The sequence below is a fragment of the Ruegeria sp. CH8 genome (genome assembly GCF_056536985.1).
Genome location: NZ_JBQFQR010000009.1, coordinates 59,424 through 84,835, shown reverse-complemented (window position 1 = coordinate 84,835; position 25,412 = coordinate 59,424). Strand labels below are relative to the sequence as shown.

Sequence of the window (25,412 nt, the reverse complement as noted above, 5' to 3'; positions counted from 1 at the left end):
CCATATTCTGAGGCTATGTTAAAATCAGAACTCCGATCCTTTCATGCCGTCGCGACTTATAGCGGTTTTTCGGCCGCAGCCAACGAGTTGAACATCAGTCAGCCCACTCTGTCGACGCAGGTCAAGGATTTGGAAAGTCGCTATGATGTGCAGCTGTTCAACCGAGTCGGGCGCGAGGTCCGCCTGACGCACGCCGGTCGTGAATTGTTGGCTATCACTGCACGCCTGCATCAGGCTGAAGTGGACGCGGAAACTCTGCTGGATTCATTTCGTGGATTGCACGCCGGACACCTTAGCATCGCAGCCGTTGGCCCGTTTCACGCCACCGATATGATCGTGGCATTCAAGTCCAAATACCCTGCGATCGACCTTGAGGTCTGGTTCGGCAATTCCCAGAGGTGTTTTGACCGAATCGTCTCATACCAAGCCGACGTCGCAATTCTAGCCGAAGTGCAGTCTGATCCACGCGTCACCACCCGGCTATATAGCACACATCAGGTTGTAGCGTTCGTGAACTCTGATCACCCGTTTTTCGAAAGAGATGAAATTTCAATCGGTGATCTGCACAGGCAGAAGATTGTCCGGCGGGAGCCCGGGTCGACAACGCGGGCCGCGATCGAGGCGGAAACCGAAAAGCGTGGCATCAAGGTCGATCCGATCTTGGAACTGGGCAGCCGGGAAGCCATCTGGAAAGCGGTGGAGCAAGGTATCGGTATCGGATTTGTCGCGGACTTCGAGTTTGTTCCCCATCCCAACTTACGCGCAATCCCGATTTCAGATGCACGCATTGAAACCAGATACTATCTGGCGCATCTGAATGACCGGGCGGAATCCCGCTTGGTTCGATCATTTTGTGATACCGCAATGGATACCAAATTGGAGAAAGTATGAGTTTTTATCGGTGCCCGGCGGTCGTTGGCTTGACCACAAGTAGCTTTTCGCCGATCCATTAATTCACGCATTTTCACCACTGTGTCTAAGTTCTAGTATACAGTCCTTCGCAGACGCCCTAGCCCTGAAAACAAACCGTTACCAAAGGCCCAGTACGTGAACATCCAAAACCGCATGATGATGCCTCCCCGCCATGAACTGCGAGAAGTGCGCAATCAGGGCATAACCTTTCTGGCTCTGGCTTTTCTGTTCAGTATTTTCGTCAACATCCTGATGCTGACGGGACCTTTATTCATGTTGCAGGTCTATGACCGGGTGTTGGGTTCGCGTTCGGTTGAAACCCTGACTGCACTATTCTTACTGGTTGCGCTTTTATATGCCCTGATGGCGATGCTAGACTATGCTCGCGGTAGAATCGTCGCGCGTTTTGGTGCCCGTTTCCAATCTCAACTGGACGAGCGAGTATTCGACGCAACCCTTCGTCGTTCAATCCATCCTCAGGCGCGATCAGCACCAGCGACAGCACTACGCGATCTGGAGTCGATTCAGAATCTGTGTTCGTCACCCGTGTTATTGGCCGTGATGGATATCCCCTGGACACCTGTCTTTCTGGCGGCCATCTTCCTTTTTCACCCCTTGCTGGGCTGGCTCGCCGTGGCGGGCGGTTCTCTGCTGATCATAATTGCGCTGCTGAACCAAGGTTTGACGCATCGTAAAGTTGCTTCGGCGCAAAGGGCCTCGGCGCAGGCCAACGCCTTTTCAGAGCAAGCCAGGCAGGCCGCCGAGGTCGTTCGGTCGCAAGGGATGCAGGAAGACATCACTGATCGCTGGCAGAAACAGAGAACGGACGCTCTGCGTCAGACCATTTCTGCCAGTGACTGGACCGGTAGCTTTACCTCGCTGACCAAATCACTGCGGCTATTTTTGCAGTCAGCGATGCTGGCGCTCGGTGCCTGGTTGGTGTTGCGCAACGAACTGACACCGGGTGCGATGATCGCCGGCTCGATTCTGCTGGGCCGCGCTCTGGCACCAATCGAACAAGCCGTAGGCCAATGGGGAATGGTTCAACGTGCACGAACGGCATGGGCATCGCTGAACCAGTTTCTGGATGCAACCCCGCCCGAAAAGCCACGCACTAAACTACCGGTGCCTGAGGCTCTGCTAACTGCCAAAGGTTTGACCGTCATTCCACCCGGCGCTGACAAACCAACACTGCGAAATGTCGCGCTACAGCTCAAACCAGGCAAAGCCCTTGGTGTTATAGGGAAAAGCGGATCAGGAAAGTCGACGCTGGCAAAAGCCCTACTGGGCCTGTGGCAACCGGCGGCAGGTGAAATTCGACTTGGCGGAGCAACACTGGATCAATATGACCCCACTGATTTGGGTCAACACATCGGCTATCTTCCCCAGGCGGTAACTCTGTTCAATGGCACGGTGGCCGAAAACATTGCCCGAATGTCTGAGGAACCGGACCCAAAAGCCGTTGTCGAAGCAGCAAAGAAAGCCAAAGCGCATGAGCTTATTCTGTCGCTGAGCAAAGGTTATGATACCTTTTTGGAAGGGAATGACAGCCAGCTGTCCGGAGGACAAAAACAACGTATCGCACTTGCGCGCGCCTTGTACGGCGATCCAGTTCTGCTGATCCTTGATGAGCCCAACTCTGCGCTTGATGCTGACGGTACCGAAGCACTGAACGCAGCCGTCAGGGATCTGAAAGCGGCGGGCAAGTCGACGATCATCATGACGCACCGTCCGCAGGCAATCTCGGAATGCGACGATCTGGCGGTTGTTGAAAACGGGCAGGTGGTTAAGTCCGGCAGCCGCGACGAAGTACTGGGGGCAATGGTGCAGAACGCCGGTGCAATCAAACGAGGCCTCAGCCAGGTGAAAAAAGATGCAGGGTAACACAACTCGGGGCACACGCCCGGTATGGCGGATTACCCTACCGGCACTCATCGGCTTTTTAGCTTTGACAATCTTGGTCGGTGGACTTGGGATATGGGCTGTTCAGACTCGTTTGGCGGGGGCCATCATCTCGCAAGGGAGTATTGAAGTTCAAAGCAACAGGCAGGTTGTTGAGCATCCCGATGGCGGTGTGGTCGGAGAGATTTTCGTCCGCGACGGGGATGTAGTTGGCGACGGTGACATGCTGGTCCGCCTGGACGATACGTTCTTGTCTTCAGAAAAGACCATCGTTGAATCTCAGCTGTTTGAACTGATGGCGCGCCGGGCCCGATTGGAGGCTGAGCGCGACGGGGCAGATTCGGAGACTCTGGAAACTCAGCTGGCATCTGTTCAAGAGCAGGAAAACATCGACTCGGATCTGATCGCAGGTCAGCAGAGCTTGTTCGAAGCCCGACTGGAAACCCTTACGCAGCAAACTCAGCAACTGGGCAAACAGCGGGATCAAATCGAAACTGAAATCGAAGGAACAGAGGCACAGCTTGTTTCTCTGCGACGTCAGGTAGAGCTTATTCAAGAGGAACTGAGCGATCAACAAAGCCTGTTAAATCGCGGCTTGACCCAGGCAAGCCGGGTTTCCGCCCTGCTGCGCGAAGAGGCCAGTCTCACCGGCGAGATCGGTCGATTGGAGGCGGCAGTTGCGCGGCTGGCAGGGCAAATTGCAGCAACCGAAATAGAAATAGTGGAATTGACAGCCACCCGACGCGAAGAGGCGATCACCGAATTACGCGATGTACAGACGCAGATATTGGAACTGGCTGAACGTCGGTTGTCACTGGATGTGCGGCTGTCCCGCTTGGATATTCGTGCTCCTGTTGCAGGAACGGTCTACGGCAGTCAGGTCTTTGCGCTGCAATCGGTGATTCAGCCAGCAGAACCTATGATGTACATTGTACCTCAGGACACACCGTTGCTTGTCGCCGCGCGCGTGGACGCGATCCATGTCGATCAGTTGTATGTCGGCCAACCGGTATCTTTGCGCTTCACCGCTTTCAACCAGCGCGAAACACCTGAAATTGAAGGCCAAGTGATTACAGTATCGGCAGATACGTTCACTGATGAGAACTCGGGGCAGACGTTCTACCGAGCCGAGGTAGCTCCTGCAGAGAGCGAAATCGAACGGTTGAACGGGCAAGCCTTGTTGCCGGGTATGCCAGTGGAAACCATGATCAAGACAGACGAAAGAACCCCGTTGTCTTATCTCGTCAAACCCTTGGCCGACTACTTCAACCGGGCCTTCCGCGAATAACGGGAACTGCGGGGTCAAACCTGTTCCACGTTACCCAACAAGATTGAGGTCATGTCGGTGGTAATCACATTATCCACCGCCGTGACCTCTACGCCGGTTTCATAATGGACATTCGACTCTGTAATCCCTGAAAGGTCTGTATCGTCGTCCAAAAAAACCCATTTTGCGTCATACGCCGCAGGAAGACGGAGAGCGGCTTGAAGAATAATCAAAGCATCCAACGCGTTCACCATGCCATCCTGAGTGATATCTGCCGCGATCAGGTTTTCCGGTGTCGCCGAACCCCAGGTCGGTCCCAGCCCGACCGCAATGCGAAGAGCCTGCAAAGCATCCAGCGCCGTAATCTCGTCACTGGCCGTCGAATAGGTTTTGACGATGTCCAACTCACCCTCAAATGTCCCTGACGGCAAGCCCAGATCAAAACGCCCTTCCTCATCCGCGCGCACGCTGATGGTTCCACCCCCGTCTGGGGTAAAGCGAATCTCGGCGTCAGACAGGCCCGGATTCGCGGTTTCCGAGTTGATTGAGATGTCACCTAAGAACCCGCCCGAACTGCCTGGATCCAAACCGCCGAAATCTCCAAAATCGACCGGGATGTGATCCGGCCCGTCAAACCCGGGTCCGAACACTTCGTTGCTGGTCAGAGGGCTTGCGCTTGAGGAATTGATCACGATCACTTCGTCAATAAATTCAATCTGCGCTCCTTGAGCCGTTGGTGTGAACGTCAACTGCCCCGGCGAGCGCAGCAGCGGGTAATCGAACATATCCAACCGGTCAACACCAGCCTCAAAGCCATTAATCGTCGTCGGATCACTGCCATATTGCATTACAAAGATGTCCGCGCCGCTTCCGCCGTGCATTGTGGTCGCCCCAACGCCCGCGACCAGAATATCGTCCCCTGCCCCGCCCATAAGCGTGGTGTCCAAAAAACTACCGCTGAGTATGTCATTCTGCGCCGATCCGGACACCGTTCCAAAACCATCCCGAATGACCCCCAGATCATCAATCGAAACACTAAACTGTGTCAGCCCCGCATCTTGTTGTGAACCGACGAGGATTTGCAGTTCATCCCCAACATGCGCAACGCTGAGCGTTTCAACGTATTGCAGCCCGCTCTGTACGGTGTCGGCAAAACTGTCCAGATACACCAACTGGCCGTTCGGGGTCAGGGTAAACAAAGTCACGCCGTCATCGCCTCCGCCAGCGACAACAAAAACGTGCCCGTCAGCTTCGATCACTGCCAGATCCTGAACTGTTTCAAACCGCGTGTGCAACGAGTCCAAAACATGGTCGGTTGGGGTCAGGCGACCGTCGCCGCCTAACCTCATTACGCTGAGTGAGTTGCTGCCCGCGCCCGCCACAACAATCCATGATCGACCGTAAGCCTGCACCACTTCGACCGCCGTCGGGGTCGCAATCCCCAAGGTCGCCAATGCGTCGCTGTTATCAACCCAGCTCAACGCCCCGGTATCCTGATCAAGCTCAAAGGTGCTGATCGTGCCACTGGCCGCATCGGCTGCCAGCACGAAGTGATCCGCACCCGCTTGCAAAATCTGCATCGAATCAGCCTTTGCCGTGACGGTATCTGCCAAGCTCAATGAGCTATCTGCATTCACGGAATAGGTCGCAATCTGCCCTGTCCCCTCATGCGCGACGGTCAGGATACCCTCAAACTCAACAAGCGCTGAGATATCGCCGCCCCCAACCAGCGAGTCGGTTTCCTTCAAAGCACCAACGGTCCCGTTCGGGTTTAACTCATACCCGACCATCCCGGTCGCAGTACGCACATCCAGAACAAGTTGATCGTCTCCGGCCAGCGACGCAGGCATTGCGCTGTTGCCAACCTGATACGTGATCGTACCGCTGAAATACTCGGTGTCCTGCAACTGCGGCAAGGCGCCTTCGACCAGTTTCCAAACCGCAATTCCGCCGCCCGGACCGGACACGCTGTACAGATACGTAGCGCCATTAAACGTTTTTAAAGCCGTATCACCGATACCTGAATCGAGCGCTGCTCTACCCGTTGCAACCACGCCTTCGAACTGAAGCACCATGTCAAATCACCCCACGCCAAATCTGGCACCTACGACAGGATGATCCGATGCCCAGTCCGAAACCAAAGCAGGAATGTGGAGAAAACGAGGAGTTCGGCTTCAGTTTAACTCAAATTTTCCTGGTCCGACCGCATGAGTCACCGGAGGGAAAGACAGATGAACAAAACCTGGACCCCTCGGACGGGCGCGGAAACCACATGTGAGGGCAAGATGACCAAAGAACCTGAAACCAAGATCACTTCGGCTGGCGATCAGCCAGATTTCGAGCGTAAACAGAACATTCGGCAGTGGATCGACCGCAAAGTGCGCCGTTGGGCTGGTCGTGGCATCGCTGGCGGGCTCGGGTCGACAATTCTGGCGCTGCCCGCACTGGCACAGGCCACGATCGAAGAACTTTATGCGTTCCAGTTCGCAGAAACGATACCCGGTGTCCGCTCCGTCAAGCTGTTGGACAATGGTGATGTCCTGCTGAAAATGGCTGACGGACGCAAGATGATTGTTGCCGCCGAAAATGTGCAGGTGTTGGACAGCGGCGCGGTCATGATTGCTGAGGACGCCGTAGCCGAGATCGCCCAGTTCGGCCTGGCTGAGGTCGGCGGTGCCGCCGCCGCAGGAGGGATCAGTGGGGCCGGGGCTGCTGCCTTGGGTGGTTTGGGCCTTGCCGGTGCTGCAGCCGCCGCCGGAGGCGGTGGTGGTGGTGACGGCGGAGGTGGAGGCAACGATGAAGCCGAACCTGTACCTCCGTCTGTAGTAGAACCATCACCTGCACCCACACCCAGCTATCCCATACTCAACTTGGAAGGATCTCAAACCAACACGTTGAGCAGCGCCGAGATGGACCTGCTTGCGCCGGAAGGAACGGAAACGGTCGAGGTTACCATCGGTTCGCTCACAAAAAGCGTTACGCCAGAACTGGATGGGTCATGGAGTGTTTCGCTGACACCCGCCGAAGCAGACGCCCTGCCGCAGGGTGTGCAAGCTGTGACGATCCGAAATCTAGATGCCGAGGATGCGGAACTGGCGGCAGAGTCAGTTACCTTCGATGTTGATACCTTTCCCCCGACTCTGACGATCTCGGGCTTTTCGGACGGTGCAGTGATGAATGCGTCCGAACAGACCACCGACCTGATTATAACCGGTACGACAACCGCCGAAGACGGTCAGGCTGTCTCTGTATCACTCAACGGACAGACCTATACTGGAATAGCGTCTGGCGGAAACTGGAGTGTATCCGTTCCAACTTCTGATCTGGCCTCTCTGCCGGACAGCACCACGGTGATCGTCACCGCTGATGTCACTGATCGGGCAGGCAACCCAGCCCCACAAGCCGACACCAGTTTTGACACGGACTTTACCGCTCCAACCGTTTCATTGGACCCAGTCGCGGGTGGATCAATTGGGTTGCTTGATGCAAGCACCGATTTGTCGCTCACAGGTTCGACCAATGCGGAAGATGGTCAGCCTGTTACTGTGATATTTGATGGCCAATCCTATTCGACCACGGCCTCTGGCGGAAACTGGAGCGTGACGATCCCCAGCGCCGATCTCAGTGGCCTGTCCACTGGCGTGCCCGCCACATTCAACGTCACTGTTTCAGATGCGGCTGGCAACATCTCTGTTCCGGCGTCTGGGTCCGTCCCGGTTGATTTGACCGGCCCATCCGTCGCCATCTCACCGCTGTCCGTTGGCGCGGTTCTGAACGCTGTCGAAGTGGGCTCCGATCTGACGATCTCAGGCACAACCGGCAATGTACAAGACGGTCAGCAGGTAACGGTCAACCTGAACGGTCAGGCCTATACCGATACCGTCTCAGGCGGCAGTTGGAGCGTGACTGTGCCAACCTCTGATTTGGCGGCTCTGCCCGACGGGGGGAACTTTACCGTTACTGCCGATGTCTCGGATGTCGATGGTCTGGCTGCCCCGCAGGCCAATGTGCCATTGGGCAAAGACGTGACTGCGCCAACGCTTTCGATCGATAGCTTCTCAGACGGATCTGTATTGAACGCGGTTGAGCGAGGCACGGATCTGACCATCTCGGGTGCGACCACGGCCGAGGACGGCCAGATCGTGACAGTTTCGACAAATGGGCAAACCTACACCGGCGCAACAACAGGTGGCGCTTGGTCTGTTACCATTCCCGCCGTAGATCTGGCAGCCCTGTCGGACGGTGCCACTATAGCTGTTACCGCAGATGTGACAGACCAAGAAGGAAACCCGGCCGTCCAGGCCAGCAACAGTTTTGATACAGACTTCACCGCGCCAACGGTAAGCATCACAAACCTGTCGGATGGTGCCATCATGAACGCCACAGAACAGGGATCGGACCTGACTGTGACCGGCACTTCTGACGCTGAGGATGGCGCAGTGGTTACGGTCGAAATCGCCCGCCCCGACGGAACAGTTGATGTCACCGGCACTGCTACCGTCAACAGCGGTACCTGGAGCTACACGGCCCCGGCTGCGGACTTGGGTGGGCTGCAGGACGGAGTCTCATATGATGTCGATGCTTCTGTGTCGGATGCGGCTGGCAACACCGCCGAGCACACGACGAGCTTTGACACCGACTTCACCGCTCCAAGTGTAACGCTCGACCCCTTTTCTGTGGGAGCTACGCTAGACATAGTCGAACAAGGCAGCGACCTGACGATTACTGGCACAACCAGCGCCGAAGACGGGCAAACCGTGTCCGTCACCCTGAATGGCCAGACATATACCGGCAACGCCACGGGCGGTTCCTGGTCAACGACCGTCCCTACGGCCGATTTGACTGCTCTATCTGACAGTACCGGCTATTCGGTGTCGGCCAATGTAACCGATCAAGCCGGGAACCCGGCAACTCCGGCTACGTCCACACTTACTACGGACTTCCGGCCAATTTTGACCATGAATCCAGTAGGTGCAAACAAAGCGGTTTCCCTGACCGACGCGCAGGCGTCTGGCGTCACCGTTGCGGGAACGTCGATCGGATTAGGCGCGGGTCAGGCCGTGGATATCACTCTCAACGGAAACCCGGCCGGAATGCAACCGTGGGGGTCGATGGCAGTTGGTCCCTGGTCGTACCTGCCTCGGAATTCTCAAGCCTCAATGCAGGCGACGACCTGGATTTCTCAGCCAGTGCAACAGTTTCCGGCGGACCGGATCCCCTGCCCGAGACCGATGAGAACACGGCGCACGAACCTCCGGCCTATGTAATCTCTCAGGTCGGAATCTCCGGGAGTACAGTTAGCTTTGAGATTTATGCCGGATCCGGTCTGGATGCCGGAGCCAGAAACAGCCCACAATTAAACCTGAACCTGGATCCGTCAGTTGCGACCTTCGACGTCGGCTCAGAAGAAGCCAATAGTGACCTCGAATTTTTTTCGTCCAACCCGGTTAGTACGTCGCTAATACGTTTCGGCGGCTTCACAACTTCTGAACTAGACCTAAGCCAGCCCCTGATCAGCTTTGACATGACCTTGGTGGATGCAAGTAAGCCCATTGAACTGACAATCACCAGCCCGTTTGGTGGACCGTCGGTCTTCCAGATCGGCGCCAGCGGGGATGACACGCTGACGGCAACGGACGTGGACAATCACATACGCGGAATGGAGGGAGACGACGTGATTGATGTCTCGAATGCCGGGCGCGACATCGTTGTGTTTGAAGCAGACCCGGTGTCCAATGGCAGCGACACGGTGATAGGTTTCACACTCGGTCCGGCTACTGAGGTGACGGATGCACTAACGTTCAGCGGCCTGAGCCTTGGAACACTGCGCGGAGACGGAACAGATTTCGAATCTCTGACCGTAGGCGAAGCGATCGGTGAAAACACTGGGGTCGTTGGTCTGACTACGGTATTGAGCGATTTGTCAGAAGGTACGATCGAAAACGCCGTAGAGAGCTTTTCTGGGCTTCTATTCGGTGACGAAGTCTATGTCATGGCAACGGACGGTTCCGACAGTGTTTTGGTCAAGGTCGACTACAGCACTCCGAGTTCCGCGTCAGTTGAAACCGTCGCTCAGTTCACCGGGCTGGATGACCTGAGCGACCTGAGCGCGGACAACATCCTGCACTCTGATCCGACCGGGACAACCGCTTGATCACAAATTGACTGCCGTTCCGGTGACCGTCGCACGGCACAGTCATCAATATTGGAAGCGTTTCACCTGTTACAATTTCGCAGCCAATCGCGACGAATGCTCAATCGTCTTGCAGGAAGTTCCGCAAATTGCCGCGAGCTTCCCAATAGTGTTCAAAGAAACCGGCAGGGGAATTGAGCCGAGAGCTGTTTTCTCAACTTCAGTCGATCTACCCAATCCATTTGTTTCGCCGGACGGACAGTGGTTGGCAGCTTATGTACCGTCTGAACTGCGGTGCCAACCCTTTCGGGCAAAGCCTGTCGGACTGCAAAGCGTGGGCCGACCCGCGCTGTTTCAGTTGAACGTGGACGAGGCATCAGGACTACTTAGCACCGATCCTAAGGACGAGCCGTTCTTCGACAGGACAGGAGAGCTTGCACCTGCGTTACGCGACGTGCGGAGCTTTCTCCAAACCCGGACTGCAGCCCATACCGCGACCTTGGCCCTTTGTCAGACAATCAAGGATCTGAAATTATTTGAACCCGTTGAAACTCACGATGGGATCGCTTTGCCGGCAGGTGCATTTTGTATTTCAACCCCACGGCTTGCGAAACTACTTCGAGTTGAAAAACTGAAATTGATAGATTCAGGCGCGTTTCTGTTAATCCACGCTCATCAGGTCTCACTTTCCCATATTGCGTGGTTAGCACGGGTTCAATGCCAGATGGCACGATCCTTTTCACCAAATAAATACACGGAAAATTTAGACATTTCCGATTTTCTTCATGCAATGGCCAACGCGCAGAATGACGATTTCCTCGGAACCAGTGAGGTGTGAAACACCTATGCCAATATTCAAACGCAGTCTCGGACTTGCTCCCTATATCTTGTTAGCAGCCGTATTGTCGGCCTGTACACCTACGCCCGATTTGACAGGCATTGAAATGTCGCTGTCTCGTGGATCTGTCGGAGCTGGTGCAAGCGCGCCTGAGCCTCGGTTGGCACAAAGTGCGTTTGGTCAACGGATTAAGGCAGCCGTTGAATCGAACCCGGACCTGGGACAAAGTGCAACCAGGCTGAAGATCGCGGCAGCCAACGAAGACGCAGCCAAGGGGGCCTTTCTGCCCCGACTCTCCGTGGGGGTAAACGCGCGGTCCGAACGCATAGATTCGAACATTGCGGACGTCACCCCGTATCTGCGCATTTCTCAATTGGTGTATGATGGCGGGGCTGCGTCGAATGACCTGACGGCGGCAAAGGCCCGTGTGTTGCAAAGTTTCGGGGATCAGGTGCAAACGGCATCGGCCGTCGCGCTGTCGGCAATCGAAGCCTATGTCGTAGTTCTGGACCGGCGAAAAGTTCTGGAAATATCGACCCGAAATGTTGCGGTTCACGAAGAACTGGTGCGGCAGATCACGGAACGCTCGGTTCAGGGTGTGGGATCCAATGCTGACGTTCTGACGGCGCGCTCTCGTGTGGCGGATGCACAGACGCGACTGGCAGATGCCAAAGCGCGTTTGGACCGTGCGGATGCTCAGTATCGTGAGTCCTTTGGCACGCCCCCGGGCAAACTTCCGCCTCCTGTTACGGCTCCGAAACTGTCGCGGACCGACTCTGAGATCGTAATGGATAGCCCGCAAGTCAGGCGTGCCGATGCCGCCCTGCTGTCGGCAAGAGCAGAACAGGCAGCCGCGCTTGCACGGCGTCAGCCAGGCGTTGAAATCGCGGCTTTTGCCGATCGGGATGACAGCAACGACGCAAATTTCGGTGTCGATCTGTCGTTCAACTACGAGATTGACAGTACAGGGCAACGCCGGGCCGCAATCGCGGCAGCAGAAGCACAAGTCAAAGAGGCGGAATTCGCGCGGGACTCTGTCATTCGGGACATTCGCCGTGAACTGGAGTTTGTCCGGTCCGACCAGCAAGCTGGTGCGGTCCGCCTGCAAGCCGCGCGGGTTGCCGTTCAAGCCAACGCCGACAGCGTTACCGCTGCACGCGAACAGTTCACTATCGGCAGGCGAAGCCTGATCGAGATTCTGGATGCGCAGCGTGACTATGTAAACGCGCAGGAAAGACTGATCTTGGCCGAACAGAATTTCTTCCTTACCAACTACGCCGCGCTGAGCCTAACCGGCGACATTCTGGACCTGCTGGGTGTTTCTACAGTGCAATGGGATGACGGCCTATGACCCAGCTTTTGCCAATTTCCCGCTCACCTTCACTTTCTGCACTTGAGTCTTGTTTGTTGCATGTCGCGGCTCAGCTGGACCGTCCATTGACAGTGGCCGCCCTGCACGCCTCACAAACCGGCGCATCGGATGAACTGACCCTTCGTGATGCCATTGAGGTGGCGCAAGGTGCTGGCTTACAGGCTGGTTATGGCAGACGTAAGTTGCAGGACTTTGACTCACACCTGTCTCCTGCTCTGTTAATTTTGGAAGACGACAAAGCCGTTGTTTTCCACGGTCGCACGCAGGACGGCAGCCTTCTGATTTTCGACCCGGACCTCGGGGACGGGATCGGCGAAGTGTCCGAGGACAAGCTGGGACGCGCTTACACCGGATACGCAATCCTGTTTCGTCGCGACCATAGGGCCGAGGTTTCGGGTGGACAGACCCCTACATCTGGCCATTGGTTCTGGTCCGCGATGGCAGCAAACCGGTGGTCCTATACCCAAGTGATCCTGGCCGCGGCGTTGGCGAATTTACTGGGTCTGTCCACCTCGATCTTCATCATGGTTGTTTATGACCGCGTCCTGCCAAACGAAGCAACAGAGTCCCTAATAGCCTTGACTGCGGGGGTCGGCCTCGCACTGGGGTTTGATTTCCTTCTAAAACTCTTGCGTGCTGGTTTCATTGACCGCGCCGGGCAAAAGGCCGATTTGCAGATGGGACGGCGCGTTTTTGATCAGGTGCTGAACATCCGTATGAAATCTCGCACCGGATCTACCGGCGCCATGGCGAGCACCGTACGCGAGTTCGAAACCCTGCGGGAGTTCTTTACTTCGGCAACGCTGGTTGCATTGGTCGATCTGCCCTTCATTGCTCTGTTCGTCTTTGTGATCCATCTGGTCGGCGGACCTCTGGCCCTGATCCCCGCCCTTGCGGTTCCGGTTGTCTTGCTGGCCGGGGTGGCCATTCAGCCGATTTTATCGCGTCTTGCCGAGAAGAGCTTTTCTGACGGCCAGTCCAAGCAATCTGTTCTGGTGGAAACCGTTTCGGGACTTGAAACGATCAAGACCACAGCGGCGGCCAGACCAATGCGAACCCGCTGGGAAAGCGCGATCGAGCGTCAATCCTCGCACGGTACGCGCAGCCGTATGGTGACGCAGTTTGCACTGAATCTGACCGGGTTCACCCAGCAGTCGGCTCAGGTTCTGATCGTTTTCTACGGAGTGTTTTTGATTACCGATGGTCAGGCAAGCATGGGGGCCCTGGTCGCCTCAGTGATGCTGACCGGGCGCGCACTGGCACCGCTTGGCCAGCTTGCCCAAACCCTGACCCGTGTCAATCAGGCCCGCAGCGCGTATCGCAACCTAAACGCGTTGATGCAGGCCGAAAGTGAAAGACCGCCTGGGCGCAGCTGGATCAGCCGAGACAGCTTTGACGGACGCATCAGTCTCAAGAACGTTCACTTCGCCTACCCGGAACGAGCCGAGGATACATTGGCCGGAGTTTCCTTTTCGATTGAACCCGGTGAAAAGGTAGCGATTTTGGGGCCGATCGGGTCCGGTAAAAGTACAATCTCTCGTCTGTTGCTGGGGCTATACGAGCCACGGACCGGATCTGTCATGCTGGATGGCGTGGATATACGCCAGATTGATCCGGATGACTTGCGTCGCAATGTAGGGTCCGTGTTGCAGGATATCTGGCTGTTTTCCGGTACGGTGCGCGAGAACATCAGCAGCGGCTCAGTCCGGCCACGTGATCAGGATCTGATCCGCGCAGGAAAAGTGGCAGGTGTGGAAGATTTTGTCGCCCATCATCCCAACGGCTATGATTTGCAACTGGCCGAGCGCGGCGAAGGCCTCTCAGGCGGTCAGCGACAGGCCATCGCGCTGGCCAGAGCTCTGATTGGTCGCCCTCCGGTTCTGTTGTTGGATGAGCCGACTAGTGCGATGGACGTGAAAACCGAAGCTGAAGTGATCCGTCGCCTGAAACAGGCCACACCGGACACCACGATGGTCATTGTCACACATCGCACCAGCCTGTTGGAGCTGGTGGATCGGGTCATCGTAATCGAAGGCGGGCGAGTGTCCGCCGACGGACCCAAAACTATGCTCGCACGACACGCGCGCAAGGCAGGGAGGCATCTGAATGTCGCGACATCCTGACCTCGCCACTCTCGCGCGAGAGATGCGCGGGCGCTCACCAATACGCGGATCCCTGCTTTTACTGGTAATCGCCTCATGCCTGATCGCACTTGGTTTGTGGGCGCATCTGACCGAGCTTGACGACGTGACCCGCGTGGATGGACGGATTGTACCTTCGGCCGACGTCCAGGTGATCGAAGCCACGGAACCCGGTGTTCTACAATCGTTGAAAGTTCGCGAAGGACAAGTGGTCGACAAGGGCATGTTATTGATGGAGTTCGAAACAACCCAAATCGACAGCCAGTTCAGTCAGGAACAACAGCGCGCCTTCGGCCTGATGGCCCGCACGCAGCGCTTGCAGACGGAAATCGACGGAACTGACCTGAGCTTTTCACCGGACCTGATAGAAGGCGCCCCCGAGGTCGTGAAATCGGAAACTGCCCTGTATCAGGGACGGCAATATGAGTTGCTCGCCGAAATCGCCATCCTGGAACGTCAGCGCCAACAAAGGCAGCAGGAATATGACGAGGGCCTTGTAGACCAGGTAACCGCCGACGAAACGCTCAGACTATTAGCGGAAGAGCGCGCGATGATGGAACCTCTGGTGAAAAAACGGATGGAACCGGCGACGACGCTCTTGACGCTGCGTCGCGGTGAGGCCGAGTGGGGGGGTCGAAAAACCCGGGCCGTGGCAGCGGCCAACCGGCTGAAAACCAGTCTGGACGAAATAGACGACCGTATCCGCGCAACCCGCAGTCGGTTTCGCAGCGCCGCGCTGACCGATCTGGTGCTGGCAACCACCGAACTTGCCGCATTACGCCCGGTTTTGCCTGCACTAAAGGATCGGGCAGACAGGGCACAGGTGCGGTCACCGGTACGGGGCATCGTCAACCGGGTGCATCGCAGTACTATCGGGGGATTAGCCCGAAGCGGTGAGGAACTGATTGAAATCGTTCCCCTGAATGACACGCTGCTGGTCGAGGCATACGTACCGCCGGAAGACATCGCGTTCCTGCATGCCGGGCAAACCGTTAAGGTTAAGATTACCGCCTATGACTTTGCCCGATACGGGGCGTTGGATGGTGAAATTACACGTATCGGTGCCGATACGATCACGAGATCGGAACGCAATGACGAAGAAGTTTTCGTCGTGGAAATCGAGACCAGCAACGCGATGCTGGACGCAGATGGCATGGCCGTTGAAATCATTCCTGGCATGATAGCCGAGGTCGATATCTTATCAGGTCGAAAAACTGTTCTGGAGTACCTGCTACAACCGGTAGTCAAAATCCGGGACAAAGCTTTGCGCGAATAGGAACTACAACGGTCCAAATAGCCTTTGCACGATTCGCCCAGGTTTTTTGCATAATTCGGTTGAGGGATTCACTGCATGAATCCAGCGTGATAGCTGGGAGACGTGCGCAGTTAGGCCCTTACGAAATACAAGACGACGGATTGGTCTGCTAACAAAAAGGCGCTTAGGCTGTGCGGTTCACTGACAGTGTGGTTTGATCCCGACATGGTGTGGAGACCACCTCCGACCGGAAAGCATGGCCGACAACCGAGCTTCACCGATGCCGTGATCCAGACATGCCTGAAGATGAAGGTGTTGTTCAATAAGCCGTTGCGACAGACGACTGGTTTCGTCGAAAGTCTCCTTCGCCTGGTCGGGTTGGTCTGGCCGGTCCCGGACTTCAGCACCTTGTGCCGCCAGTGAAAAATGAACGTGACTGTCCCCTACCGTGGAGTGAATGATCCGCTGAACTTTCTCATCGACAGCATCGGCATCAAGGCTGAGGGAGAAGGTGAGTGGATTGCCCGAAAGCATGGTGACTCCAAGCGGCGCATCTGGCGCAAGATACACACAGGAATTGACGAGGAAACGCTAGAGGTCAGAGCCGTCGAGATCACCGGCAGCAATATCGGTGACTCGCCCATGCTTCCAGAGCTTCTGGATCAAATCGGAACGGACCAGGACATCGCATCAGTCACCGCCGACGGGGCCCACGACACCCAGAAGTGCCATGAGGCCATCGCCGCCAGAAATGCTGATACTGTCATCCCTCCCCGGAAGAAAGCTACGCCCCAGAAGCCGACGAAACCCGGTGCCGTCGCACGCAACGAAGCGCTGCGAGCCTCGAAGTACTTGGGGCGCGCCATCTGGCGACGATGGAGCGGATAGCATCGCCGAAGCCGTGTCGAGAGCGAGATGAACTGCATCAAGCTGCTCGGACAATCCCTCATGGCACGTGATTTCGATCGCCAGGTCGCCGAGTTGCAAGTTCGTATCGCCTTGCTGAACGGCTACACCCGGCTTGGCATACCTATAAAAGAGCCCGTAGGATAAGCCCGTCCGGGAAAAGGGGGACGTCCGGCTCTCAGCCGATTTGTGTAACAAGGCCCACCCAAAGTAATAAAAAAACTATTTCGTCATTGCGGCAACGAGACCTACTCTAAACGGTTTTTTGCCATTCTACATCCCCAAGGAAAATGTAACCCGCCCCATAAATGGTTTTGATAAGGCGCGGGTTTTTGGGGTCTTCACCCAATTTGGTACGCAGCCGAGAGATGCGCACATCCATGGCCCGGTCAAAACTGTCGCTAGCAGCGCCACCCAAAGCTTCCTGCATCTGTGCACGGCTGATCAAGCGTTTGGGGCTTTCAAGAAACAGACGTAAAACCTCGCCTTCCGCGTGGCTGAACGGTACTTCCGTTCCGCTGCCGTCCTCCAGAACATAGCGGTCGAAATAAGCGGTCCAGCCGTTGAAACGCGCGACGTCCGAATGAGACGTCTGGACGCGCGGGGATCGCAACCTTGCGCGAACGCGAGCCACAACCTCCGCGGGGTCAAACGGCTTGGTGATGTAGTCATCAGCACCAAGTTCCAACCCCGTGACACGATCCTGCACCTGCGCCCGACCCGAGATTATGATTACCGCCGCCCCCTGTTCCAAAGCCAGCCGATGAACAAGTGCAAGCCCGTCGGTATCGGGCAACGAAAGATCGACAAGGCAAACATCCGGTGTCACGCGTTTCAATGTGGCTTCGAATTCCCGCGCACGAGCGAAGCTCTGGGTGCGAAAACCTGCTTCTTCCAGAGCGTCGGTCAGAACACGCCGGATTTCGGGTTCATCATCGACAATAGTGACCAGTGGTTGTGTCATCGGGCTTTCTCGGCTCGGATCAGGGCGGACAGTTGCGCCCGAGTAAACGGTTTGGCCAGCACCGGTGCCAGCGTCAGCGCCTGACGGTGCAGCGGATCGGAATAGGGTAAAGAAGTCATCAGAATGCACGGCATCGCAGGTTTTAGCTGCGCTAGCAAATCCAGCCCAGTCCCCTGCCCTTCCAGCCGAATGTCCGACAGCACAAACACGATGTCGTCGATATCCGCCGTCAGGGCCAAGGCTTCATCGACCGATGTTGCCTCGATCACCGAGAACCCGAGATCGACCAGCATGTCCCGGAACTGCCAGCGCAGATCGTCACTGTCCTCGACCAGCAATACCAATCCTTCCTGTATCGGTGGAGCCGGACGATAGGGCAAACGCATGGCCACGGATGCACCCGAAGGGGTATTGCGCAGGTTCAGGTCTCCGCCTGCAAGTTTCACGGTGTCGTAGACCATCGGCAGGCCCAACCCCGATCCTTTGCTGCCCTTTGTGGTGAAAAAAGGGTTCAACGCCTTTTCCAACCCTTCGTCCGAGAAGCCCGGGCCAGTGTCCGAAACCGCAATCTCGATCCAGATATCGCCGATCTTATGGGCGCTGATGGTGATCTGGCCAAACCCGCCGCAGGCATCCCTTGCGTTCAGAACCAGATTTAGCAGCGCGTCCTGCACCATACCCGGGTCCAGCATCAGCGCCTCGTCGGGCAGTGTATTTACCACAGACAGCCCCACGCCGCGCGGCAGGGACGGCGAAGCCAGCACACGCAAATCCTCCAGCAGTCCGCGCATATCAGTCGCTTTGGGCTGAAACGTGCGGTTGCCGGTCATGTCCGCGATCCTGTTCAGCAACTGACCGCCCCGGCGGGCAGTTTGTTGCGTAGCGGCCACAAGTTCCCGGGCCTCGGCGGGCAGATCCATCTTATCAAGCCGGGATTGCATTCCCAGAATGATCGTCAGCAGATTGGAAAAATCATGCGCCAGCCCGCTGGTCATCTGCGCTGCCATTGCACGACGCCGGGTTTGTTGTAGTGCCACGCGTGCTTGGGTTTCCTCGGTGATATCGACCGACATCACATAGACGCCGCCGTCGCCGTCCGGAGAGAACGACACGCGGAGGCGCCGGGAATCCTGATCTTCGGTAAACTCAAAGACCGAGGCTTCGCCGCTATAGGCCTTTTGCAGATGGGGTTCGACGCGCGGGAAGGCCCGAGCTCCCAAAGCCTCGGAAACATGCATGCCCAGAATTTCCGACGGACGGCCCGGCATTACCGAGCTAAGCCGCCGGTTCGAATAATCATACCGACCATTGGGGTCCAGATGCGCAATATGGGCCGGCATCATCTCGGTCGTCATACGCGTGCGAGCTTCTATCTCGGTCAACTGGCGCTTGGCCTCCTCCAGAGCGGCGTTGGTGGCGGCGAGTTTTCGGTTGGTCGCTGAAAGCTCTTCGGCCCGATCCAACAACTGGCCTGACAATTCCTCGGACCGGGCGCGCAGCAAGGCCTCGGCCTGTTTGGTATTGGTGATATCGGTGTAAACCGATACCCAGCCGCCTTTAGACAGAGGCGCTCCTTCAACCGAGATCACCTGACCATTGGCGCGGGTACGCTCAAGATAGTGAGGTTCAAAAGTCAGAGCCTGTCGAACCCGCAGATCCACGATTGCTTCTACATCAACATCTTCGCCGTATTCGCCGCGCGCCGCCAGATAGCGGATCGTATCCCGGAACTGTGCCCCGGGTTGGACCAGTTCATCGGGCAAATCGAACATCACCTGGAACGGTCGGTTGCTGACAACCAACCGCAATTGACTGTCGTAAATCGATAATGCCTGTCCGATCAGGTTCAAACCGGCGGTCGTCATCTCTTTTACGTGTTGTTCGATTACGTCCAAACTCGCCCTCCCCCTAACACATGCGTAACATCGGATCTGTCACAGGTGTAGAGGAAACGGACGCGACACATTGGGACTGTTTGTTGATGGCGCAGGTCAGTACCGGGGCTTGGATTTGGGCCCGTCCGCTGTAATCGAGTGCAGCGATAACGTGTGATCCATGTTGCGCATACGATGGCGTAACATCATCCGCCCCAATCGTGCCAAGTCTGCCGCATAATCGGATTTTTCGGCGACGTTCTCCATCTCTCCCTTTTCGTTATGATCAAACAGGAGGGGCGGCAGGTCTGCAGCAAACTCGACCAAAGTAAATCGGTCGTCCCGCAAAATACCCAGACACGATTCACTATTGCCCGTGCCCAATTGTTGTTGCCACAAGCTCGGCTTTTCCGGCGCTGAGAAATCCAGTTCACTGAACGAATACTTGCGCCAATCCTCCGGCACTTGGCCTTGTAGCAACGGCATCAGGGATCGCCCGTCCATCGCGTTCGGGATCGGCAACCCGGCCCAATCCAGTATCGTAGGGGTGATATCGATGGACTCTGTCGGCACAGTCACCACGGTTCCCGCCCGATCCTGATTGCCGGGCATCCGGATCATCAAAGGCGTATGATAAGCCGCGTCATAGACCGTCATCTTGCCCCATGTGTGGCGGTCGCCCAGCATCTCTCCGTGATCGGCGGTGATCACTAGCAGGGTGTCGTCATATTGACCGCTTTCCTTGAGAAACTGGAGGACATGGCCGACATGGTGATCGACCTCGGTCGCGAGCCCGAGATAAACCGAGCGGAGGGTTTTAACATTCTCCGGCGTCGGGTCTATGTTTTCGAACCCTTCGACGAAATCTGTAGCCGTTTGCTTGTCCATCGCGGGGCCGAAAAAGGGATGCAACGCCCGCTCATCGGACACATTTTCGAAACCCGCCGGCAGCGGCAAAGCAGCCGGGTCATACATGTCATTGTAAGGGGCCGGAGCAACCAGAGGCGGATGTGGTCGGATATAAGTCAAATGAGCGAACCAGCTATGCTCTTTGAAAGGGGCCATACTGTTCAGGAACGCGTTGGTCAGAAAGGCAGTATCGCTATCCTCGGCCCGGTACATTGCAGGGTCATTCAGGCGCGGCGCGCCACCATTTGGCGAAACCGGTTTGTAAACGTCCCAGTATTTGTCGAACTCATATCCCTTTTGCATCAGATACGACTGCCAGGGATATGATTCCTCCAGCCGCATTTCGACGACCTCGTGAAATCCGTTCATCGGATGTTCGTATGACCTCAGGATCGGATCGCCCGGATCGAATACGCGCGGGTCGGCAGAAGTGTCGGTGTAGCCGAACAACATCGGCAGGTAACCAGCCTTGCGCATCTCGGTTGCGATGTTTGGCGTATCGTGCCGCAACGGAGTGCCGTTACGAATTGACCTGTGGTTCATAGCGTACTGACCGGTCAGGATCGAGGCGCGCGACGGGCCGCAGGGATTTGTCACCGAAAAGTGACGGTCAAAGGTAACGGCCTCGTCCATAAATGCGCGTAAGTTGGGCAGATCGACATGGGCCGCAAGAGCCCCGTTCAGGCAATCCGCCCGCAACTGATCAATGATGATGAACAGGACATTTCCGGGTTTCTGCATATGACCTAACCTGATTCCACCGAGGCGTTTCAGGTGTGATCTTTGGCGCGGTTCGTCCGCCCCGGCAACAACTTCCTGATGTCGGGTTTTGATCAGGCATAAAAATCTGAACTTAAACGAAAAGCAGGGTTGATTGACGCAATCCGCCGCACAGAGGCCCGGTCGCTCCGAAATTGTCACACTGCTGCTATTGTGCGGGGGCAATTCCCGGTGGTGCGCAGAAATCCGTTGCAGCACAACGCGGTTTCACATCTCATACGGCCATGACGCAGCCCATGATACATTCGGACCACGACGCCGACGGCGTCTGCCTGCGTATTTCGGGCGAGATGCTGACCCAGTCTCTGGAAAAAGTGGAACAGGCATTCGCGGCGATAAAGCCGCAAGGTGGAAAGGTCACATTTGATCTGACGAAGGTCGAGGCGCTGGATACAGGCGGAGCTTGGCTGGTTGCCAATCTGGCGCAGCGGGTCCGCGCTGTTGGGGCCGATGTCCGCTTCGAAGGGTTGAGCCCTGCCCATTCCGCCCTGCTTGAGACGGTCGCCGAAAACATACCCGACGATCCGGGAATCGAGGCCGAGCGCCACAGCTTTACCGATTGGGTCGCCAGCATTGGCGAGCGTACGGTCGGGGCCTGGAATGACACGCTGTCAATGCTGGGGTTTCTTGGTCTGACGCTACATCGTCTGGTTCGGACCATCGTGATGCCGTGGCGGCTGCGCCGGGCGGCGCTGGTGTCGCAGATGGAAGAAGTCGGGTTCAAAGCGATTCCGATTGTGGCCCTGATGGGGTTCCTGATCGGCGTCGTGCTGGCCTTTCAGGGTGCGACGCAGCTGAAACAATTCGGGGCCGAGATTTTTGTGGTCGAGCTGATCTCAATTTCGGTACTGCGTGAGCTGGGCATCCTGCTGACAGCCATCATTGTCGCGGGTCGGTCCGGGTCGGCCTTCACCGCCTCTATCGGCTCGATGAAGGTGCAGGAAGAGATCGACGCCATGCGCACGCTGGGTCTGGACCCGATCGAAGTGCTGGTGATCCCGCGGGTCGTTGCCCTGCTGATCATGCTGCCGATCCTTGGTTTCATTTCCGATATGGCCGCCCTGTTCGGTGGTGGTTTGATGAGCTGGATCGACCTTGACATCAGCCCCGGCATGTTCGTGACCCGATTGAAGGAAAGCACTGGCATCTGGCACTTTGCCGTCGGCATGATCAAAGCACCGTTCTTTGCGCTGGTCATCGGCGTGATCGCCTGCTGGCAGGCGATGCAAGTCAAGGGATCAGCCCAGAGCGTCGGTCAGAGGACCACCGCCTCGGTCGTGCAAGCCATCTTCATGGTCATCGCACTGGACGCGCTGTTCTCGATCTTCTTCTCGGCATTGGATGTCTGACATGGACGGAACTGTGCTGGAACAAACCTCGGACACCAACGCCCAGCGAGAAGCGGTGATCCGTGTTCGCAATCTGACAAACCGGTTCGGGCCGCAGGTGGTTCACGAGAACCTAAACCTGGATGTCTGGCGGGGCGAGGTATTGGGCATCGTCGGCGGTTCGGGCACAGGTAAATCCGTGCTGCTGCGGACGATTGTCGGGCTGAACAAGCCCGCAGCTGGAAGTATCGAGGTGCTGGGCGTTGATGTGCTGAACGGCCCCGAACAGGAACGTCGCCGCATCGAACGGCGCTGGGGCGTTGCGTTTCAGGATGGCGCGCTATTCTCGTCACTGACCGTTTTGCAAAATGTCATGGCGCCGCTGCGCGAGCATACCGGGATCAGCGAAAAGCTGATGCAGGCGCTGGGAAGTCTGAAAATCAGCCTTGTCGGTCTTCCACAACTGAGTTGCGGGAAATTTCCCTCAGAGCTTTCCGGCGGGATGCGCAAACGCGCCGCCCTCGCCCGCGCTTTGGCGCTGGACCCTGAGATTGTGTTTCTGGACGAGCCTACCGCCGGTTTGGACCCGATCGGAGCCGCGGCCTATGACGAGTTGATCGGGGAATTGCAGCACGCGCTAGGGCTGACCGTTTTCATGGTCACGCATGATCTGGACAGCCTTTACGCCATTTGCGACCGCATCGCAGTACTTGCGGAAAAACGCGTTCTGGTTGAAGGACCAATTGAAGAAATGACCAAAGTGGATCATCCTTGGGTGCAGGAATACTTCACCGGCCCCCGGGCGCGCGCGGCGCAAGAGAAGGGCTAGGACAGGTAGAGGCCATGGAAACCCGAGCGAACTATATCCTGATCGGCGCCTTCACCCTTGCGGGTATTCTCGGCGCATTTGGCTTTTTCCTGTGGCTCGCGAAATTCGAGGTTTCACGGCAATATGCCTACTATGACGTGCTGTTTGACAATGTCTCGGGTCTTTCGGCTGCAGGCGGCGTCAGCTTTAATGGCCTACCTGTCGGACAGGTCATTTCCTTACAATTGGACGATGACGACCCATCCAAGGTGCGGGTCAAGCTTGAGGTCGATGCAGATATTCCTGTGACGGACGATACGATCGCTCAGTTGCAATCTCTGGGCGTGACTGGTGTCAGCTATGTGGAACTGACTGGTGGCTCTGCCAGCGGCAAAAGACTGCCGCAAAACAGCGTGATCCAAAGCAAACGCAGTGCGATCCAATCGTTGTTCGAGGGTGCGCCAAAGGTTCTGGATGAAGCGGTTACCCTTCTGGAAAACCTCAATGCCGTGGTCGATGACAAAAATCGCAAATCGGTCAGCGATATTCTGGACAATGTCGCTTCGGCCTCTGGCAAGCTGAACAAGACCCTCACAGACTTTGAGAACCTGTCATTGGATCTGGGTGGCGCGGCCAGCAAACTTGGGGATTTTACAGATCGGTTGAACCAATTGGCAGATACTGCCGAAACCACTTTGACTACTGGGACAGACACGCTGAAAAGCGTAAAAACAGCCTCTGAATCCGCAACCACGACCCTGAACAGCGCAAAAACCACCATCGAAACTGCGGACCGCGTCATTCAACAAGATATCCGACCGCTGATTGAGCGCGTGACCGCGTTGGCTGAAAACCTGAACGGTCTGTCTGGCGAGGCTGACCTTGCGCTTGCGACAATCTCAGAAACCTTCCTGAACGCGAACAAAACACTGGGCTCGATCACCGGAGCTATGGAAACAGCAAAAGGCACATTGACCTCGGCGGAACGTGCATTTGATTCAGCCAACAAGGTTATAAACGAGGATGTCGGCACGGTGATGGAAGATATTCGCACGGCTGCGAACGAAGTGTCCTCGACCGTCAAAAATGTCACCGAACGTTTGGACGACATCTCGGCTGATATCCTGAGCGCGTCCAAATCCGCCTCAGAGTTGATGGGAACAATCGACGGGATCGTGCAGGACAACCGACGTCAACTTTCGGATTTCCTGCGGGTGGGGCTGCCGCAGTTCACCCGCTTCGTGGAAGAATCGCAAAGGCTGGTCATCAGTCTGGACCGTCTGGTGGACAAGGTCGAACGTGATCCCGCACGCTTCCTTCTTGGAACCCAAGCATCGGAGTTTCGTCAATGATTAGGCTTTTTATTGTGGCACTTGCTCTTGTGTCGCTGGGCGGCTGCACGGGTTTGGGAACGCTGCGACAAGCCTCTAAGCCGAACGACCTGTACCTGCTGACACCCAAAAGCACGTTTTCGACGTCGCTGCCGCGTGTCCAAAGGCAGGTAGTGGTTCAGGAACCGACAGCGACGGCAGCGGTTAACTCCGATCAAATCGCAATTCAGCCTACGCCGTTCCAAGTTCAGTATCTGCCGCGAGCACGCTGGGTGGATCGGGCCCCTCTGATCGTTCAGTCGCTGTTGGTTGAAAGCTATGAAAACAGCGGCAAGGTCGCAGCCGTTGGCCGCTCAACCGTTGGATTGCGCGCGGATTACGTCATCGTCCCGGACCTACGAGAGTTTCAGGGGCTTGTCGTTAGCGACGTCAACGGCACCAAGACCATTCGTGTGGAGGTCCGCATCAACATCAAGATCATCGACGAGTACGAAGACAAAATCATCGCATCAGACTCGTTTCGGGAGTATGTGATCGCCGCCAGCGACAAGACCCCGGACCTCGTCAGGGCTTTTGATGAAGCTCTGGGTAAGACGATGCGGGATGCAGTGGAATGGAGTGTCCGTAGAATAAACTCCCATGCCGTCAACAACCCTCGTCAGTACTAGCGCAAACGAAAGGGCGGTGCAGAA

The 25,412-nt window shown here is 56.5% G+C and carries 17 protein-coding genes and 1 pseudogene; 14 read left to right on the top strand and 4 right to left on the bottom strand.

Annotated elements, in window-relative coordinates:
* The first annotated feature begins 15 nt into the window (after positions 1–15).
* The 3 genes from ACR0ER_RS12135 (at position 16) to ACR0ER_RS12125 (ending at position 4,102) form a co-directional block, all read left to right on the top strand.
* Positions 16–891, top strand: coding sequence for a LysR substrate-binding domain-containing protein (locus tag ACR0ER_RS12135; RefSeq protein WP_480769147.1), 876 nt, complete (start codon positions 16–18; stop codon positions 889–891).
* A gap of 174 nt (positions 892–1,065) precedes the next feature.
* Positions 1,066–2,796 (top strand): type I secretion system permease/ATPase, encoded by a 1,731-nt coding sequence (locus ACR0ER_RS12130; protein ID WP_480769231.1) that lies wholly within the window; start codon positions 1,066–1,068, stop codon positions 2,794–2,796.
* Positions 2,786–4,102: an HlyD family type I secretion periplasmic adaptor subunit gene (locus ACR0ER_RS12125; RefSeq protein WP_480769146.1), complete on the top strand. Its 1,317-nt coding sequence runs from the start codon at positions 2,786–2,788 to the stop codon at positions 4,100–4,102. The genes ACR0ER_RS12130 and ACR0ER_RS12125 overlap by 11 nt, the downstream gene beginning before the upstream one ends.
* Positions 4,103–4,116: 14 nt before the next feature.
* Here ACR0ER_RS12125 and ACR0ER_RS12120 read toward each other — a convergent pair whose 3' ends face one another.
* Positions 4,117–6,156, bottom strand: a complete 2,040-nt coding sequence (locus ACR0ER_RS12120; RefSeq protein ID WP_480769145.1) for a beta-propeller fold lactonase family protein — start codon at positions 6,154–6,156, stop codon at positions 4,117–4,119.
* A 156-nt stretch (positions 6,157–6,312) separates the two neighbouring features.
* Between ACR0ER_RS12120 and ACR0ER_RS12115 the strand changes: the two genes are divergently transcribed.
* The 7 genes and pseudogenes from ACR0ER_RS12115 to ACR0ER_RS12085 all read left to right on the top strand — a co-directional run.
* Complete coding sequence (locus tag ACR0ER_RS12115; RefSeq protein ID WP_480769144.1) at positions 6,313–9,348, top strand: Ig-like domain-containing protein; 3,036 nt, start codon at positions 6,313–6,315, stop codon at positions 9,346–9,348.
* A 257-nt stretch (positions 9,349–9,605) separates the two neighbouring features.
* Positions 9,606–10,235 carry a hypothetical protein gene (locus ACR0ER_RS12110; RefSeq protein WP_480769143.1) on the top strand — a complete coding sequence of 210 codons (630 nt, stop codon included), beginning with the start codon at positions 9,606–9,608 and terminating at the stop codon, positions 10,233–10,235.
* Between the two features lie 7 nt (positions 10,236–10,242).
* On the top strand, positions 10,243–11,052 hold the full coding sequence (locus ACR0ER_RS12105; protein ID WP_480769142.1) for a SapC family protein: 810 nt from the start codon (positions 10,243–10,245) through the stop codon (positions 11,050–11,052).
* A 7-nt stretch (positions 11,053–11,059) separates the two neighbouring features.
* Positions 11,060–12,403 carry a TolC family protein gene (locus tag ACR0ER_RS12100; protein ID WP_480769141.1) on the top strand — a complete coding sequence of 448 codons (1,344 nt, stop codon included), beginning with the start codon at positions 11,060–11,062 and terminating at the stop codon, positions 12,401–12,403.
* Complete coding sequence (locus tag ACR0ER_RS12095) at positions 12,400–14,547, top strand: type I secretion system permease/ATPase (RefSeq protein WP_480769140.1); 2,148 nt, start codon at positions 12,400–12,402, stop codon at positions 14,545–14,547. Before ACR0ER_RS12100 ends, ACR0ER_RS12095 begins: the two co-directional genes overlap by 4 nt.
* Positions 14,531–15,841, top strand: coding sequence for an HlyD family type I secretion periplasmic adaptor subunit (locus tag ACR0ER_RS12090; protein ID WP_480769139.1), 1,311 nt, complete (start codon positions 14,531–14,533; stop codon positions 15,839–15,841). The genes ACR0ER_RS12095 and ACR0ER_RS12090 overlap by 17 nt, the downstream gene beginning before the upstream one ends.
* A gap of 126 nt (positions 15,842–15,967) precedes the next feature.
* Positions 15,968–16,873: pseudogene (locus tag ACR0ER_RS12085) on the top strand (IS5 family transposase); the annotation flags it as partial.
* A gap of 106 nt (positions 16,874–16,979) precedes the next feature.
* Here ACR0ER_RS12085 and ACR0ER_RS12080 read toward each other — a convergent pair.
* The 3 genes from ACR0ER_RS12080 to ACR0ER_RS12070 form a co-directional block, all read right to left on the bottom strand.
* Positions 16,980–17,690: a response regulator transcription factor gene (locus ACR0ER_RS12080; protein ID WP_480769138.1), complete on the bottom strand. Its 711-nt coding sequence runs from the start codon at positions 17,688–17,690 to the stop codon at positions 16,980–16,982.
* Positions 17,687–19,555 (bottom strand): PAS-domain containing protein, encoded by a 1,869-nt coding sequence (locus ACR0ER_RS12075; RefSeq protein ID WP_480769230.1) that lies wholly within the window; start codon positions 19,553–19,555, stop codon positions 17,687–17,689. Before ACR0ER_RS12075 ends, ACR0ER_RS12080 begins: the two co-directional genes overlap by 4 nt.
* 126 nt (positions 19,556–19,681) lie before the next feature.
* On the bottom strand, positions 19,682–21,214 hold the full coding sequence (locus ACR0ER_RS12070) for a sulfatase-like hydrolase/transferase (protein WP_480769137.1): 1,533 nt from the start codon (positions 21,212–21,214) through the stop codon (positions 19,682–19,684).
* Between the two features lie 275 nt (positions 21,215–21,489).
* Here ACR0ER_RS12070 and ACR0ER_RS12065 point away from each other — a divergent pair, with 275 nt between their 5' ends.
* Genes ACR0ER_RS12065 through ACR0ER_RS12050 form a run of 4 tightly spaced genes read left to right on the top strand, consistent with a single transcriptional unit; the run spans position 21,490 to position 25,388 of the window.
* Complete coding sequence (locus ACR0ER_RS12065; RefSeq protein ID WP_480769136.1) at positions 21,490–22,602, top strand: MlaE family lipid ABC transporter permease subunit; 1,113 nt, start codon at positions 21,490–21,492, stop codon at positions 22,600–22,602.
* A 1-nt stretch (position 22,603) separates the two neighbouring features.
* On the top strand, positions 22,604–23,410 hold the full coding sequence (locus tag ACR0ER_RS12060) for an ABC transporter ATP-binding protein (RefSeq protein ID WP_480769135.1): 807 nt from the start codon (positions 22,604–22,606) through the stop codon (positions 23,408–23,410).
* Between the two features lie 14 nt (positions 23,411–23,424).
* A complete protein-coding gene (locus ACR0ER_RS12055) occupies positions 23,425–24,741 on the top strand; it encodes an MlaD family protein (RefSeq protein WP_480769134.1) in 1,317 nt (438 codons plus the stop codon).
* A complete protein-coding gene (locus ACR0ER_RS12050; protein ID WP_480769133.1) occupies positions 24,738–25,388 on the top strand; it encodes an ABC-type transport auxiliary lipoprotein family protein in 651 nt (216 codons plus the stop codon). The genes ACR0ER_RS12055 and ACR0ER_RS12050 overlap by 4 nt, the downstream gene beginning before the upstream one ends.
* Positions 25,389–25,412 lie beyond the last annotated feature (24 nt).